General features: G+C 61.9%; 19 protein-coding genes and 1 tRNA gene. 10 read left to right on the forward strand and 10 right to left on the reverse strand.

The annotated features are described in order from the left end of the window. Positions 1–9 precede the first annotated feature (9 nt). The gene (locus tag HKK80_RS01940; RefSeq protein ID WP_411797926.1) at positions 10–429 is read right to left on the reverse strand and encodes a DUF5518 domain-containing protein; all 420 of its coding nucleotides are present in this window, start codon (positions 427–429) and stop codon (positions 10–12) included. Positions 430–621: 192 nt separating this feature from the next. Between HKK80_RS01940 and HKK80_RS01945 the strand changes: the two genes are divergently transcribed. Beyond that, on the forward strand, positions 622–1794 hold the full coding sequence (locus tag HKK80_RS01945) for a PQQ-binding-like beta-propeller repeat protein (RefSeq protein WP_411797927.1): 1173 nt from the start codon (positions 622–624) through the stop codon (positions 1792–1794). A 134-nt stretch (positions 1795–1928) separates the two neighbouring features. On the opposite strand, the gene HKK80_RS01950 is transcribed toward HKK80_RS01945, so the two are convergent. Next, entirely contained in the window at positions 1929–3476 is a 1548-nt protein-coding gene (locus HKK80_RS01950) for a hypothetical protein (protein ID WP_411797928.1), read from the reverse strand. A gap of 113 nt (positions 3477–3589) precedes the next feature. On the opposite strand from HKK80_RS01950, the gene HKK80_RS01955 reads away from it, so the two are divergent. The 4 genes from HKK80_RS01955 (at position 3590) to HKK80_RS01970 (ending at position 6573) form a co-directional block, all read left to right on the forward strand. Beyond that, positions 3590–3715: a helix-turn-helix domain-containing protein gene (locus HKK80_RS01955; RefSeq protein WP_411798006.1), complete on the forward strand. Its 126-nt coding sequence runs from the start codon at positions 3590–3592 to the stop codon at positions 3713–3715. Positions 3716–3783: 68 nt separating this feature from the next. Further along, positions 3784–4860 (forward strand): AI-2E family transporter, encoded by a 1077-nt coding sequence (locus tag HKK80_RS01960; protein ID WP_411797929.1) that lies wholly within the window; start codon positions 3784–3786, stop codon positions 4858–4860. A gap of 76 nt (positions 4861–4936) precedes the next feature. Continuing rightward, positions 4937–5611, forward strand: a complete 675-nt coding sequence (locus tag HKK80_RS01965; RefSeq protein ID WP_411797930.1) for an HAD family hydrolase — start codon at positions 4937–4939, stop codon at positions 5609–5611. Beyond that, positions 5608–6573 (forward strand): phosphotransferase family protein, encoded by a 966-nt coding sequence (locus HKK80_RS01970; protein ID WP_411797931.1) that lies wholly within the window; start codon positions 5608–5610, stop codon positions 6571–6573. Before HKK80_RS01965 ends, HKK80_RS01970 begins: the two co-directional genes overlap by 4 nt. A 17-nt stretch (positions 6574–6590) precedes the next feature. Here HKK80_RS01970 and HKK80_RS01975 read toward each other — a convergent pair whose 3' ends face one another. Together HKK80_RS01975 and HKK80_RS01980 are read right to left on the reverse strand one after the other, a co-directional pair. Continuing rightward, positions 6591–6812, reverse strand: coding sequence for a hypothetical protein (locus HKK80_RS01975; protein ID WP_411797932.1), 222 nt, complete (start codon positions 6810–6812; stop codon positions 6591–6593). Between the two features lie 100 nt (positions 6813–6912). Beyond that, positions 6913–7548 carry a hypothetical protein gene (locus HKK80_RS01980; RefSeq protein ID WP_411797933.1) on the reverse strand — a complete coding sequence of 212 codons (636 nt, stop codon included), beginning with the start codon at positions 7546–7548 and terminating at the stop codon, positions 6913–6915. Between the two features lie 188 nt (positions 7549–7736). On the opposite strand from HKK80_RS01980, the gene HKK80_RS01985 reads away from it, so the two are divergent. From HKK80_RS01985 to HKK80_RS01995, 3 genes are all read left to right on the forward strand, one after another. After that, the gene (locus HKK80_RS01985) at positions 7737–7883 is read left to right on the forward strand and encodes a hypothetical protein (protein WP_411797934.1); all 147 of its coding nucleotides are present in this window, start codon (positions 7737–7739) and stop codon (positions 7881–7883) included. 512 nt (positions 7884–8395) lie between these two features. Beyond that, complete coding sequence (locus HKK80_RS01990; protein ID WP_411797935.1) at positions 8396–8857, forward strand: hypothetical protein; 462 nt, start codon at positions 8396–8398, stop codon at positions 8855–8857. Continuing rightward, a complete protein-coding gene (locus tag HKK80_RS01995) occupies positions 8854–9513 on the forward strand; it encodes a hypothetical protein (RefSeq protein ID WP_411797936.1) in 660 nt (219 codons plus the stop codon). Before HKK80_RS01990 ends, HKK80_RS01995 begins: the two co-directional genes overlap by 4 nt. A gap of 98 nt (positions 9514–9611) precedes the next feature. Here the strand turns inward: HKK80_RS01995 and HKK80_RS02000 are convergent, their stop codons facing one another. Together HKK80_RS02000 and HKK80_RS02005 are read right to left on the reverse strand one after the other, a co-directional pair. Beyond that, a complete protein-coding gene (locus HKK80_RS02000; protein ID WP_411797937.1) occupies positions 9612–10058 on the reverse strand; it encodes a Mut7-C RNAse domain-containing protein in 447 nt (148 codons plus the stop codon). Between the two features lie 36 nt (positions 10059–10094). Further along, complete coding sequence (locus tag HKK80_RS02005) at positions 10095–10304, reverse strand: hypothetical protein (RefSeq protein WP_411797938.1); 210 nt, start codon at positions 10302–10304, stop codon at positions 10095–10097. Between the two features lie 190 nt (positions 10305–10494). On the opposite strand from HKK80_RS02005, the gene HKK80_RS02010 reads away from it, so the two are divergent. Beyond that, positions 10495–11079 (forward strand): LURP-one-related/scramblase family protein, encoded by a 585-nt coding sequence (locus tag HKK80_RS02010; RefSeq protein WP_411797939.1) that lies wholly within the window; start codon positions 10495–10497, stop codon positions 11077–11079. 6 nt (positions 11080–11085) lie between these two features. Here HKK80_RS02010 and HKK80_RS02015 read toward each other — a convergent pair whose 3' ends face one another. From HKK80_RS02015 to HKK80_RS02030, 4 genes are all read right to left on the reverse strand, one after another. Beyond that, the gene (locus tag HKK80_RS02015) at positions 11086–11511 is read right to left on the reverse strand and encodes a type II toxin-antitoxin system VapC family toxin (RefSeq protein ID WP_411797940.1); all 426 of its coding nucleotides are present in this window, start codon (positions 11509–11511) and stop codon (positions 11086–11088) included. Continuing rightward, on the reverse strand, positions 11508–11777 hold the full coding sequence (locus tag HKK80_RS02020) for an AbrB/MazE/SpoVT family DNA-binding domain-containing protein (protein WP_411797941.1): 270 nt from the start codon (positions 11775–11777) through the stop codon (positions 11508–11510). The genes HKK80_RS02015 and HKK80_RS02020 overlap by 4 nt, the downstream gene beginning before the upstream one ends. Before the next feature lie 246 nt (positions 11778–12023). After that, a tRNA-Ile gene (locus HKK80_RS02025) sits at positions 12024–12097 on the reverse strand. Between the two features lie 107 nt (positions 12098–12204). Beyond that, positions 12205–12816 carry an FxsA family protein gene (locus HKK80_RS02030; RefSeq protein WP_411797942.1) on the reverse strand — a complete coding sequence of 204 codons (612 nt, stop codon included), beginning with the start codon at positions 12814–12816 and terminating at the stop codon, positions 12205–12207. 80 nt (positions 12817–12896) lie between these two features. On the opposite strand from HKK80_RS02030, the gene HKK80_RS02035 reads away from it, so the two are divergent. Beyond that, on the forward strand, positions 12897–14564 hold the full coding sequence (locus HKK80_RS02035; protein WP_411797943.1) for a DUF255 domain-containing protein: 1668 nt from the start codon (positions 12897–12899) through the stop codon (positions 14562–14564). The last annotated feature ends 10 nt before the right edge of the window (positions 14565–14574 follow it).

Genomic DNA, 14574 nt, shown 5'->3' on the forward strand with positions numbered 1-14574 from the left:
GCTGTCGGATTACGATGCGTGAGCACCCGTAGACTCGGTGACAGTGTTTGCTACCCAGCCACCGATCCGACCACAGATCATGCCGAACACCGGCGAGACACTCAGAAGCATCACGACGGCAATGAGGAAGAACACGGCTAGGTTGAGAGACCACGATACAGTTGTCCCATCCGTTACAAGAAACACAGCTACTGCACTCACCCCGCCCAGAAATCCACCACGGAATCCAGCGGCACCCGGCGCTACCGAGCGAGTAACGGCGACGGCTCCGGCGAGTAGTGATCCAACCAGCATCACCCCACCACCAAGAGTCGCCTCGGAGTTTGGAAGCCAGTTTATGATGACAGTGGCGGGTAGTGCAGCAATCGTCCCGAGTATCGCAACGCGCCAGACCTGCGGAATCGAGTCGGTACGGCTGGTCGATGGCATATCTGATCGTACATGCGACAACGTATAGTACGACCCCTGATTTTCTGATCCTGAAACGGCCTGTAGAGCACCACTAAGGACGGATGAGACTGGTGGCGTGGTGTTTCAGTCGCAGAAATCTGTTGGAAGGATTAACTCTGATGCCGATTGAGCGGGACTATGCGATGGACTCGTCGTGGAGTGCTCGCGTCCATGGCCGGTGTTTGTGGCCTCTCTGGGTGTCTCGCCTCGCCCGACCGAGCCCTTCCGACGGCACCGACCGGGAGATGGAACCAGTCACGACGCGATGCACAGAACACGGCTGCTTCCGACGTTCGCGTCCCTGAACGCGGAACTCTCGCGTGGGATGGCGGCAGTGGTCGGATGCTATCGGTGGTGGCTGATCAAACCGTCTATACGGTCGACGATGCTGATGGCCTGACCGCACTCGATGCCCAAACCGGCGAGCGTCGGTGGCAAACCGCTCTCGATATCGACCCTGCGGAGCCGGTCAACGTATCAGGGGCTATTATCGATACTCAGTTGGTGGTGGCTACCACCGATACGCTTCATTCGTTCAACACTGCTGACGGCAACGAGCGGTGGAGCCGAGAGTTGCGAGGACAGGCATCGTCGATATCGACAACGGGTATCCCTGGCCAACAGCTTGGACTGATCGATTTTACGTACCGTCAGAACTACTATATCGTCGCATTCGGGGCTGAGTCGGGCGATATCAAATGGCGGGATTCTGCACTGCGGATGGGCGGACGTGGACTAGCGGTGTTTGGCGATCATGTATATGCGACCGGGCTCTCCGAGACAGCGAGAGAAGTCATACGGTGTCTTCGATTAGATACCGGTGAATTGCTCTGGCAGCGCGACATCGGAAATCAAGACCAATATTCCACACCTGTTTGTTCACCGGCAGGGGTGCTACTCGGCGAGGGAACAGATATTATCGTGTACGATCATACCGACGGAACACAGCGAGCAGCGGTTGAGTTGCCGCACGGACGGATTGGCAGTATTGCTGTTGCCGATGGTATCGCTTACGTGCTTTCGGCATCTGGTCTCTCAGCGGTATCGGTGCCGGATGGCAGCGAACAGTGGTCGCTGCGACGAGATCCAGGCCGACAGTTTGTCCGCGGCCCACTTGCAGTTGGACGTGCGGCCGTTGTCGCCCCAGTGTATATGGAATCTCTTGGCTGTCCATCAGTGGTTGCGTTCGAGACGACCGATGGAACCCAACGGTGGCAGTTTACCCTCGGTGACGACTTCTGTGGCACGATCTGGTCGCAGCCGGTTTTGGCTGACGGAGCCGTGTTTATCGATACTAATCTCCATACTGTGGCTGCTCTTGGTGATCTTTCTCCCCAAGAATGAGGGCGTGTGTTACTCTGAACCAACGGTGACCGTTGTGCTACAGCGCATCTCTACGTCGTAGAGCCCCCTTCCCAGCCTGTGACCACTGTTTCGCTGTCTTTTCTCAGTGCCGAAGCCGAACCCGTTCGGGTCGATCACAGCCAGTCGACAAAGGCGTCATCCTTGCGGCTCCGCTGGATGTACTCGCGTTGCATCCCCTCGATCGCGGCTGTGAGGTCGTCGCCGTCGGCGAGCCGCTGCCGAACCTGCTGTTTCTTCCACCCACTCGGCGTCGCCCCCGCCGACACGCGGGCGTCGATCGGGTCGAGATAGTCATCGATGGCGTCGCTTGATACCCCGCTGATACTGAGGCCGTGACGGGCGTACTCGAACAGTTCCCCGAAGATGGCGTCGCTGTCGGTCGTTCGCTCGCCGTCGGCGGTCACCCAGTGCAACTCGGCGTCGATGCCGTCGGCCGTCGCCGCATAGAAACTCGCCTCGGCGTCTTCCCACGGCAGCGACTGAATCGGGTGATCGGCGTCGACGAGCCCGCGGATCGCGCCGACGACGAGAGCTTGCAGACCGACGATGTCGGTCACGGTCGGCTGGGTCGGGATCGGACGATACTCGATCCGCAGCGAGTGGGTGTCGTTGTCGGCGTCGATGTGGTCGCCGCCGACCACACAGCGCAGCCACCGCCAGTAGGTGCCGCGTTTGTGGTCGAACTCCCAGAGCCGGTCGGCCAGCGTTTCGCGGTCGCCGTCGGCGACCCACTCTCTGAGGAACGGTGCATACGGGTCGTCGTCGAGCACGCGGTCGACGACATCGGTCGCCGTTTCGATGTCGCCGGGCACCCGGACTTTGGCGTGGTCGGTCTGGTTGACCGACTGCTCGAAGACCTCGATCCGAAGCTCGTGTGGCGTTTCGTCGACGACCGCCGCCGGATCGGCCGTATCGTAGAATCCAGCGGGCAGGAACGGCGAGTTTGTCGACAGCGCGAGCACCGGGCCGAGCGTTCGGATCGCGGTGTTGTAGTAGGCCGGAAAGTCCGCTGCCGACGGGATCTGGAGGTGCGGCTGGATCGAAGTCGCCAGCGACTCGAAGAGGATCGAGGGGAACGTGGCCTCGACACCGGGCACGGAAAACGGGATCTCGCCGCCAGCATGGCGGATGGCGTCGTTGTCGATGGCGACATAGCGGGGGTACTGCCGCATGTTGTCGGCGAAAACGACGCCGTCGCGGTCGGTTGTCGCCGAGAGGTAGTCGACTGCGCCCTCCCTCGGCGGGAGCGTCCACATCGCGTCAAGGACGATCTCGCGGTCGTGGGCGGTTGCGGCCGCCCGTGTCGCCGCGGTTCGCTCGCGGATCTCGTCGGCTTGGGCGGCGAGGCCGGCCTCGCCCAGCAGTGTCGGCTCGGTGTTGATCTCAACGTTGTGGAGGCCGAGTTCCTTGTTGGCCGCCGGCTCCTCGAAAACGGCCTCCGGCAAGCGGGCGAGTCGGGGGTCGGTCGTATCGCCATCAGCGATGGCGTAGGCTTCCAGTTCGAGCCCAACCGCGAAGTCAGCGTTGTCCATCCGGCCGTCCTCGATAGCACTCCGGAGCCAGTCGGCTTGCGCTTCGAGTCGGTCGCGGAACGTCGCCGCCGTCTCGGGGCTGAGCGACTGCCGTACCAACTCGGCAGTGCGGGCCTGCTCGTCGGTCATCACGCTGTACTCCAACCTGTGGGCGACTCAACCCGGACGGCCGGCCGTCGCTGCAGTGCTCGCGTCATTGGATATCGCAAGCGAACGGCAGGTCATGGGATAATTCTTGCTGCATCGGCGATCGGGTTCAGGTTGCCGACACGCTGGGCTGTGCGACGAGTACCGCCGCCGAACACCTCCGGAAAGCCGAGCGCAACCTCATGACCGAGTTCGTTGGGCTTGCCGACCATGACCGGTAGTGTGCCGGCGGAACAGCCGTGAGATCGATGACAGGGATCTTATATACAATCGACAATAGCTCCCTGACATGAACGAGAAACGCGCTGTCGTCGCCGCCTTCGGGATCGGCGTCGCCGCGATCGTCGGCTATCTCGTTGCCCGATTTATCGCCGCGTTCACCATCGCCATCTTTCTGTACTACTCCTCGCGCGGGTTCTACCACCGGCTCAGCCGGGTGCGGATCGGCGATCGGATCGGGCTGCCGCCACAGCTTCGCGCGCTGACAACGATCTCGCTGTTGGTTGTGCCGTTCGTGTTACTGCTCAGCTACACTGTCGTCTTGCTCGTCGTGGAGATCGGTGCCTTTGTCCAAACCTACCCCGTCTTAGAGTCGGTTCCCGACAGTGTGGCGTGGTTTGAGGGCCTCGATGAGCTTCCCTCGCTGACGCTCGATGGGATCATCGCCGCCTATCAGGCCGGCCAACTGGATGCGATTATCGCCTTCGCTGTCGACAACGCTGCCTTTGCGACGAGCCTCGTCAGCGGGCTGCTGTTGAACGTGTTTATCATCGCCGTCGTCACCTACTACCTGCTCATCGAGGGGTCGACGTTCCGGGCGTGGCTGCTGCGGTTCGATGACGACGATATCGTCCGGGAGTTTTTCGAAGCCGCCGACGCGGAGTTGGAGGCCGTGCTGTTCGGCAACCTGCTAAACGTGATCGTCATCTCGCTGATCGGTGCCATCGTGTTCATGGGGTACAACGCCGTCGCCCCCGCGGCCGTCGCGGTGCCGTATCCGGTGTTGTCCGGCGCGCTGACGGGGGTTGCGAGTCTGATCCCGGTCATCGGGATGAAGGTCGTCTACGTCCCGCTAACGATCGCGGCGGCGGTGCCGGTCATCCTCGACGGCCAGCCCGCGCTGTTGGTGTATCTGGCCGGCTTCCTCCTGTTGGCGATCGTCGTCGTCGACACGATCCCGGATATCGTCCTGCGGCCGTATCTCAGCGGTGACACGACACACGTCGGGTTGCTCATGTTGGCGTACATCTTCGGTCCGGTCGTGTTGGGCTTTTACGGCCTGTTTTTCGCGCCGATGGTGTTGGTGATCGCCCTCACCTTTGCTGACACCGCGCTGCCGCGGCTGCTCGGTGCCGACCCGGTCTGACCGCGTGGCTGGGAGGGGCCGCGTCGCAGCCCCTCACCGACGCGAGGTTTTTGTGTTGTTCGCCCCTCCGTGTGGTGTGGCATCGTTCGACGCGGCTCTCTTCGATCTTGACGGGACACTGTGCCAGCACACACAGGACACCCACGCGATGTACGAGCAGGCGTTCGAAGCGATCGGCGAACCCCCGTTCGGCGAGCCGGCGGCTCTGTGGGCGGCGTTGACCGGCCCGCCGGATCACGACGATCCGGTCGGCTACTTCGCGGCCGGCTTCGCCCGCGTGGCCGCCCAACACGGCCGCAGCGACGCTGATCCGCTCGCTCTCGCTCGCGCGTTGCGGTCGGCCATCGACGACAGCGCGGTCGGCTTCTGCCCGGGAGCCGAGGCGGCACTCGACGCGGCGGCCGCGGTCGGCCCGGTCGGCGTCGTCACGAACGGCCCCGAACGCCGCCAGCGGGCGAAACTCGACGCCTTGGGCATCGCCGACCGCTTCCGGACGGTCGTCTACGCGGCGGAACTCCCGCGCTCGAAACCGCATGCCGTGCCGTTCGAGCGAGCCGTTGGGAATCTCGGCGTCGACCGCGAGCGAACGCTGTACGTCGGTGATTCGCTGGCCTACGACGTGGCTGGCGCACAGAACGCCGGGCTGCCGGTCGCGTGGCTCCGTGGCGACGAGGAGCCCGGCGACTACGAACCGGAGTACGTACTCGACGCGCTGGACGAGCTGCCGGCGATCCTGCGGGGTGAGTCGTGAGCGACGCGCTGCTGGCGGGGCCGTTCGGCGACGAGCGCGCGCGAGCGGCGGCTGCGGTTGCCCTCGACGCGGTCACGGAGGAACCGATCGATATCGAGGCTATCACCCGCGGCAACCGCAAGCAGACGGCGATCGCGCGGTTCCCCACCCGCGGGCCGGTGGTCGTCCAAGTCGCCACCGAAGCCGCGTGGCTCCGCACCGAGGCGACACTGCTTCGGGCGATCAGAGAGCGGACGTTCGTCCCGGTGCCGCCCGTGTTGACGGCGGGCACCCACGAGGGGGTCGCCTATATGCTCACCGCCTACGTCGCCGGCGGTGACCTCCACGCGGCGTTTGCCGCCGTCGACAGCGAAACACGGCGCGATCTCGCCCGGTGGTTCGGGCGCGCGCTCGCGCGACTGCACGACGCCTTCGCGTTCGACACCTTCGGCCGGCTCGAACTCGGCGAGTCGGGGTTTACCGCGAGCCAGCCGGACTGGGAGGCGTGGTTCGAAGCGTACGGCAGCCGCGCCATCGACCGCCTGCCGGCCGCCTTCGACGATATCGCCGACGAGCTTCGGGATCTGCTCGCGGAGCCACCGGACAGCGAACCCACACCGCGGCTGTTCCCGTGGGATTTCCGCCCCGGCAACGCCCTCGTTGTTGACGGCTCGGTGACGGCTGTGTTGGACTGGGAAGCCCCGCTTGCGGCCCCGCCCGCGCTGTCGATCGCCAAAGCCGAATACCTCGTCGCCGACTGGTACGTTGACGATCCCGCACCGCTACGGGCGGGGTTTCGGGCGGGCTACGAGTCGGTGAGAGCGATGCCGGCGGTCGCCCCTGCCCACCGCGCCGTCGCCATCGCCGCCAGCGCGGTCGACTCCGCCGGCCGGGTGACCAACCCGCGGTATCCGCCGGTCGACCGCGAGGCGGCTGTCGCGTTCCACCGCGAGGCGCTGGCGTCGGTGTTGGCGACCGATTGAGGCGATGTGAGTGGATATCAGAGTGGCGATCCTCTGCCGGTGAGTGCTGCCCACGCGAACAGGCCGAACAGTAGCAATCCGATGGCGAGCAATCCGAGGAGGAACGCACGGCTCACCTCGCCGTCGTCGGCGGTGTCGTCGCCTCCGGTACCGTCACGCGTTGGCTCGCTTTCGGTGGCCGCGTCGGTGTCGTTCCGTGCGCTGTCGTCGCTGGGTTCGGTCGGTGACTCCGCGCTCATAGTGGTGGGAGGTGAGCCGGACGGATAGCCGCTTTGTCAGCCGGACGCCGCGACCCTGATCTCGCTGTCGCTGTGGCTACTCCAATGTGATCGAAAACCCCTACGTCGCTGCGCCGTCGCTCTCGGCGTTGTCGCCGGTGAGCGAGATCGTTGTTTCGAAGCGGTAGTCGCCGACCGGGAGACAGCCGTCGGCCTCGGTCGTCGCATACAGGTCGACCGGTCGGCTGCTCGACTCGCCGGCCGCGATCTCGAAGGTGCGATACTCCTCGGTCGTGGCGATCCGGTCGCTGAGCCGCCAGCAGTCGGATTCGGCGGGGTAGTTGTCGCTGGCGGGCGGCAGGAGGATTAGCGTCCCCGAGTCGGCGGTGACGTACTCGAAGTGGACAGCGCGGCCTTCGCCGACGCTGACCGCCTCCTCGCTCGTGTTGGTGAGCGTTGTCCGGAGCCGCGGGGGATGCTCGGTCGTGGCGGCCTCCCGAACCACCTCGACGGCTGGCTGGATCGGGAGCTCGGGGTCGTCGTCGGTCGCGGCGATGGTGACCCCCGGCCCGCCCGTGCCCGTGGGGCGGGTTTCGTTGCCGCCGTCGGTCGCGTTGTCTGTCTCGTTGTCGATCGGGGTGTCGGTCTCGTTGTCGGTTTCGTTGGTTTCGGGGACGGTGCCGATACAGCCGGCGAGCCCGGCGGGGAGGGCGGCCCCGCCAGCGTATTGGAGGTAGCGTCGTCGTGTTGCATCCATAGGCTGGAGGACAGCCGCGAGACATGTAACTGTATCTGCTGTCTGCGGGTGTTGACGGCGTGCGGCGAAACCGTTTAGCGCGTGTGACGGCATGTACAATCATGAACAACGTTCCGGGGGACGCGCCCGCGCGATGCCCGGCCTGTGGCCGCCCGTATGCATCCGTGAGCGCTCACAGTGGCAGTTTGATGGTGAATCTCCTCGACAACGAGCGATATCAGCGGGTCTGTTTCGAGCCCGAATCACAGGACGGCGACCCCTGTGTCTACTTCTATCATCATACCCACGAGCAAGCGGCGATCTCAAAGGGGAGCGATACGGCCACGACGGGGTGAGTGCAAAAATTCGGCTTTGTTGAGAATCACCGTGATGTTGACTAACGTTGCAAACTGATGCTGAAGATGTGAAGTGTCAACTCCGTGGTGGCCACCACGAATGACGACTCCAACCTTCGTAGTGACTATCACGCCATTTGAGTTCTTGCGGATCTCGATTGCATTTCAAGACGAGAAAATCTAAGAGTTTCCCGAACTGATCATGATCGATCCGCACTCGATCATTCGAAACGATAATAAACGGATGGTCTGTCCGAAGTTCATCTATTGCATCCTTGGCATCACCCTCATGTTCAACAGCCGATCGACTCACTAGTTCTTCTCTATCAATCGGTGTTCCCCACGTATGCTGATTGAATAACGCAGACAGAACGGCACAAATCGCATCACAATCAGCCATTGACAGTTGTTAGTCAGTATGGGTGTTAAATCACCTGTTATTACGGTAACGTCTAAAATCAATTTGTGACGAATACCAAAGCATTTTGTGACAAGAGAATAGATCAAGTAATATGGCTGGGACAGCGGACTCGGATTCGGAGCAATTGAGCGACGAGGCCGCCGAAATGAGTGAGGTTAGGCACACTAGCCCAAGTGTATGGATGGCACTCACAGGTAACGAGACGATCCCGTTAGTGGTTGATGCACTGCTTGATGCCCCACCAGGAAAAGAATTTAATAAAACAGAGTTAGCTGAGTATGCGGGAACCACACACCAATCGATCCAAAACCACATCGACAACTTGGTTGGTTTTCAAATAATTGAAGCAGTCCCTGACACACAACCGACTCGCTATCGACTCGATACCGATAGTCCCGTTGTGAAACAGCTTTTCAAATTGACTACCAATCTGGATGAAGTAGCAAGAACTAATGAGAAACTCGAAGCAAAACGAGAGGACACCCCGTCAACCCCGGCGGACTTGAATCCAAATTACCCTGGACGTAAGCGAGCTAACGAGTTCGATGTATGACTACAGACGAACGCCATGAATACCATTCCGAGACGGAATTGGCTGATCTGAATGCGGAGATTGCCAGTGATTTAGAAAAGCTTGGATTAAAACAGACCGATGTCGAATCAACAATCAAAAATGATGATAATGAGGATTCGAAATATCATATTATTACTTTCGAGTCCAGAGCTGGCCACAGATATCAATTATATACTGTCCCAGAAATTTATCCGTCAATCCTATCATTTGAATATAACCTAGCTAGACAGGTTGGTCGTGGTCTAGATGAAGCGACCATTGCTGATCTCCTAACAGACCTACCCGAGGAGTTTCCTCTTGATGTGGATGAAAAGAAAACAGAATCAGCTGGGCTTATTGCACTCTCTAACATGAGTGATGCGGAATTAGAGGAACTGAACTACCGAATCATAGATGAGGTAAACACGGATCGAGTGGATTTTGAAACACGAATGTATGAGGAGGTTATTCACTCAGTCAGGATTATGGGGGCGTTGTTCCCGAAAGAGGACAGCCATACAATCCAACATACAGAGGAAATCCAGATAGCGATCCAATCAACAGGTATCCGATTGAATCAATTTATCATGTATGCATTCTCGGGCTTGGATGGGAAAGATACTGAAGATATAACTTCTGAGGGGCCGTTATTCTGATTCCTAAGCAAACATTGTTGCTTCTCGTGTCTCCGTGATCCAGTCTTGTGTATAAAAAGTATATATGCGTAAATGGAATAACCGCAGGGGCAACCTTCTCATTGAGAGAAATTCTCAATCGTTTCTTGCACCTGTTCCCAGTGACTCCCCTTCCAGAAGAACTGCCCACAGTCACGACACTGCCAGACAGTCACCCCATCGGGTGCGTGCTCCGGTCGCTCACCCGACTCGATCGCGTCGACACGGCCGTTACAGACGCTACACCGTTCGGGCTCGTTCGGGAGGTCGATGTCGACCCCGTGGGCCTGTAGCTCGGCGAGTTGGCCCTCGATCTCGCGGTCGGTCAGCAGGATCGCGCCGTCGGTGCTGGCGGCGAGATCACGGTCGCGGGTGACCAGCGTGCGGCCGCTGGCGTGGGCACGCTCGCGGATCGCCGCGTCGGCTTCGAGATTCTCTTCTCCAGCGTAGACGGTATCGTAGCCACACATCCGCAGATAGGTGGAAAGTTTGCCAACCATCACATCCAGCAACAACTGCCGCGACATCTCACGTCGTGATCGTCGACGGTGTGCCCGCCACGGTCAACACTCGGATTCGGTGTGTGACCACTGTGGCTCCTGTGGCAGCCCCAACACAGCCTGTCGAACCGTTGTCTCGTCGAGCGCGCCGCGCAGGCGATCGCGGGCGTCAAACCCAACGGCTGGATGATGTCGGTCAGCGGGCGATTCAGTGGTCGTCTCATGGTCGGTCTCGGGGTCGTCACCCGAGCGTCGGTGGCGAACGGCGTTCATCAACAGAGTATACGACCTCTCAGAAGATAAGCGGTAGCCATGCGGAGTGAAAGTGAAAATCCTGGCAGGCTGGCGAGTTGGTGCGCACGACCGGTGTGGTAATCGTCGCTGCCCGGAGTGGGTGATCGACGCGTGCGTGAGCGATCAGTCGGTGGGTGGTTTCAAGTTCGCTCGGGAAAACAGACGACCGATGGCCCTCCACGAGCAGTACGACATCAGCGGTATCGCGTTGGACGACGACAGCTATACCGTTATTCAGGGTGTCTTCCGGAACAAGTACAAAGCCCTTGACAGCGCGGGGGAGACGGTGCTGCGGGGCAAACAGGAGTTGTTCAAGCTCAAAGAGAAGTTTCCGTTTGTCGACGCCGACGGCGAGGAGGTGTTCAGAGTCACCGCCAGCAGCATCATCGACATCGCCGGCGACTACGTCCTGTCGGACGCTGCCACCGATGAACCGGTCGTGATCCTCGACAACGACTTCTCGCTGCTGCAGGATACGTGGACGATCCGCGATCCCCAGACACGGGAGGCGTTGGCCGAGATCGACTCCCGCGGCGCAGCGGTGACGCTGGCCCGGAATCTGCTCCCGTTCGGCGAGCTGATCCCGCACAAATACGAGATCACCGATCCCGAGGGCGGTCACGTCGGCTCGATCGACGGCCAGTTCACGCTGCTCAAGGATACCTACGAGGTAACCATCGACGATGCCAGCCGCGTACCGAAAGAGCCGATCCTCGCGGCGGCGATGGTGATCGACGCGATTCAGGGCAACTGACCACGATCACAGCACGACCGTCTCGATATCGTCGATACCATCGATACCGCCAAAATCCGGATCCCCGGAATAGAGGGCGTCACAGTCGTCGTGAACGATCGCGGTGGCGAGATGGATCGCATCCGCGTACGACAGCTCCCGCTCGCCGGGGTCGTAATACTCCGCCCGGAGCTCGGCGGCGTACTCGGCGATCTCGTCGACCAATGGCAGACTCTCGATATACTCGAAATCCTGGATCGCGTTGACGGTTTCGGCCGCGGTTGCGTTGTCCTCGACACGCCGAACACGATATGAGACCTCTGCGATGACCGTTGGGGCGATGAGCCCGCCGGTATCAGCCGTGTTCGCCCGTTGGATGACGGCTTCCGCCGCCTCGGTTTTCTCGCCACTGAAGACGTATTCGAGCCAGACCCACGAATCCAGAAAGATCACGACTCCTCCTCGGTGAGCTGTGACTCCCAGGCCTGTTTCGATTCCCGGCGCAGCTGCTCGATGTCGATCTCGTGGGTCGACAGCTGGTCTTGAATCGCCCGCAGCCGCTCCATCGGCGGCTCCTTCGGTCGGACGCGGAGTGACCCGTCGTCATCGAGGATGAACTCGACTTCCGTCCCCGCTTCAAGCCCGAGTTTTTCTCGAATCCGCTTTGGGATCGTCACCTGTCCTTTGCTCGTGAGCGTGGCGTTCTCTGAAACACTCATCCTTACGCTAAATATATTCCTTACACACATAAATCTACATTACTCTCGGATGGAGGTACCCCGATTCTCGTTGGCTCTCGATGATTTCGGCAACGATGAATCGCAGACGGCGACGACCCGCGTTTGGACACCGGTTGAACTCATCCACACGAAGCGCACGCAGAGATGTGTATAACAGTCGATATCGACGGCTTCAGAGCCTCACACAAACGTTTCTACTCGGCTTACAATCGCGTGGAAAACGAATGGGCCGACACGGATTTGAACCGCGGACCTCCCGGTTATCAGCCGAGCGCTCAACCTGACTGAGCTATCGGCCCCAACGCAACTGCTCGTAGCGGGGGACTCTGTTTAACAGTTTCCTTTCGCCACCGGGGCTCCGTCAGTCGGTTTCGGAGAACACAGTTCGCGTCTCGGTGCGGGTCGGCTACGACTCGCGGCTGCTGTCGTCGTCGTTGACCTCAAAGTCGACATCGACGTACTCCTCGTCGTCTGTCGTCGACCCGCTGGCACCCAGTGGATCGTCGCTACCGGTGTCACCTGCACCGCCGGGGCCGGAGCCACCAACGTCGAACCCGCCGGAGCCGAACGGGTCGCTGTCACCATCGCCGTCCGGAAAGCCGAACGTCCAGACGTTGCCGGTGGCGAAGCCGTCGGTTTTGTTGTCGATGTAGGGGACGACCACCCACCGCTTGAGCGCGATCCGGATCGGGTATCGCGTCGGCGGCAACACCAGCAGAAACCCGATCAGGTCGGTCACGAGCCCCGGCGTGAGCAGAAACGCCCCCGCCGCGATCAACAGCCCGCCGTCGAGCAGCTCGTCGGTCGGTGCCGACCCGGTGGCGGCCTTCTGCTGGAACCGCACCAGCGTGTTGCGGCCCTCCGCGCGGACGAGGATCATCCCGATGAGCCCGGTCAGGACGACCAACGCGACCGTCTGGAGGGGTGTCAACACCCCCGAGCCGACGATGGCGACGAGGACGAAGGCGTCGACAAGCGGGATCAACAGCAACAGCGCGAGCAGGGAGCGCGTGCGCATACCCCCAGTTGCGGGCCATCGGTGATAACGTCTTTCGTCGCGGACGAAGGCCTTAGGCGGCGGCCCACCCGAGGGCGTGTATGAACGATTCGACGGCAGCCGCGGCGGCGACGGCGTCCACACGGGTCGAGTGGCGGTCGTGGGGCCCCGACGCCTTCAGCGAGGCGGCCGACACCGACACGCCGATCCTGCTCTCGCTGTCGGCGACGTGGTGTGGGGCCTGCCACGAGATGGACGCCCGTACCTACAGCGAGCCGCGTGTCGCCGCCAACATCAACGACAGCTTCGTGCCGATCCGCGTCGATGTCGACCGCAACCCCCGCGTGCGGGAACGCTACGCGATGGGTGGCTTTCCGACGACGGCGTTTCTCACACCGAGCGGCGAGCTGCTGACCGGCGCGGGTTATCTCGCCCCCGACGGGATGCGGGATATCGTCGACCGCATTCGGGAGCTATGGGACGAGAAGGGAGCCGACGCCGGCCGCGTCCCCCGCGCGCTGGCCGACGAGCCGACACCCGACGGCGATCTCGACGACCGGATCGAGGAACACATCGCCGGCCAACTCACCGAGCAGTTCGACCCCGCCCACGGCGGCTGGGGAACGGACGCCAAATTCCCGCTGCCCCAAACGATCGAGTTCGCCCTCAAACGCGAACCGCAGCAGGCCCGCCAGACACTCGATGCCATCGCCCAACACCTCTATGACACCGTTGACGGCGGCTTCTTCCGGGTTGCGACCGAGCGCGACTGGTCGGGTGTCCGCCACGAGAAGGTGCTGGAAACCAACGCCGCGCTCGTCCGCGCCTTTGCCAACGGCTATCTGTACACCGGCGAGGACGCCTACCGCGAGCCGGCCCGCCACACCATCGACTATCTCACCGACACGCTGTGGACGGGTGTCGCCGTCGGCGGCAGCCAAGGGCCCGGACAGGGCGCGAGCTACTACAGCGGCGACGCCGACGAACGGGCTGACCAGCCGACCCCCCGAACCGACCTGACCGTCTTTGCTGGCGGCAACGCACTTACCGCCGACGCCCTCCTGACCTACCACGCCTACACCGACGACGACCACGCCCGTGAGTACGCCGAGCGTATCCTCGCGGCCGTTGAATCTGACCTTATCGGCACCGACAGCGGCGTCGTCACCCACTACCGCACCGATGATGCGGTCGGCGAGACCGACCTGCTTGAGGATGCTGCTCGCGTTGTCGGGGCGTGGAGCACTGCCCGGCAGGTGCTCGGTGACGACGACTACACCGCGGTCGCAACGGCTGTCGCCGACAACGCCCTCGAAACACTGGGCGACGGCGCGGCGTTCCGCGACGGCCCCGCCAGTGGCAACGGGCTCTGTGACCGCCCGCTGCGACCCATCGACACGGGCACGGAGTTCGCCGATTCCCTGCTGGATCTCGCGGCCATTACGGGCAACGAGCGGTACCGCGAGGCCGCGACCGACGCCATTGAGGCCTTTGCCGGCGCGTGGGATCGGATCGGTGTGCAGGTCGCGGGCTACGGCAGCGTTGCCGCCCGCCTCACCGGCGGCGATCTCGTTGTCGACGTTGGCGACCCGGCGGGCTCGGATCTTCACCGCGCAGCCCTCAGGATCGCCGACCATGAGGCGGTTGTCGTGCCCAACGCTGATCGCGTTGAGACCGGAACCGCACATGTCCGCGGCAGCGACGCGTCAGCAACGACACCTGAGGAGTTGTTGGAGCAGGTCGGCAAGGCGGCTACCGAGATGAAATAAACGTCCGGTG

Source organism: Halonotius sp. F2-221B, from assembly GCF_046719765.1.
GTDB lineage: Archaea > Halobacteriota > Halobacteria > Halobacteriales > Haloferacaceae > Halonotius.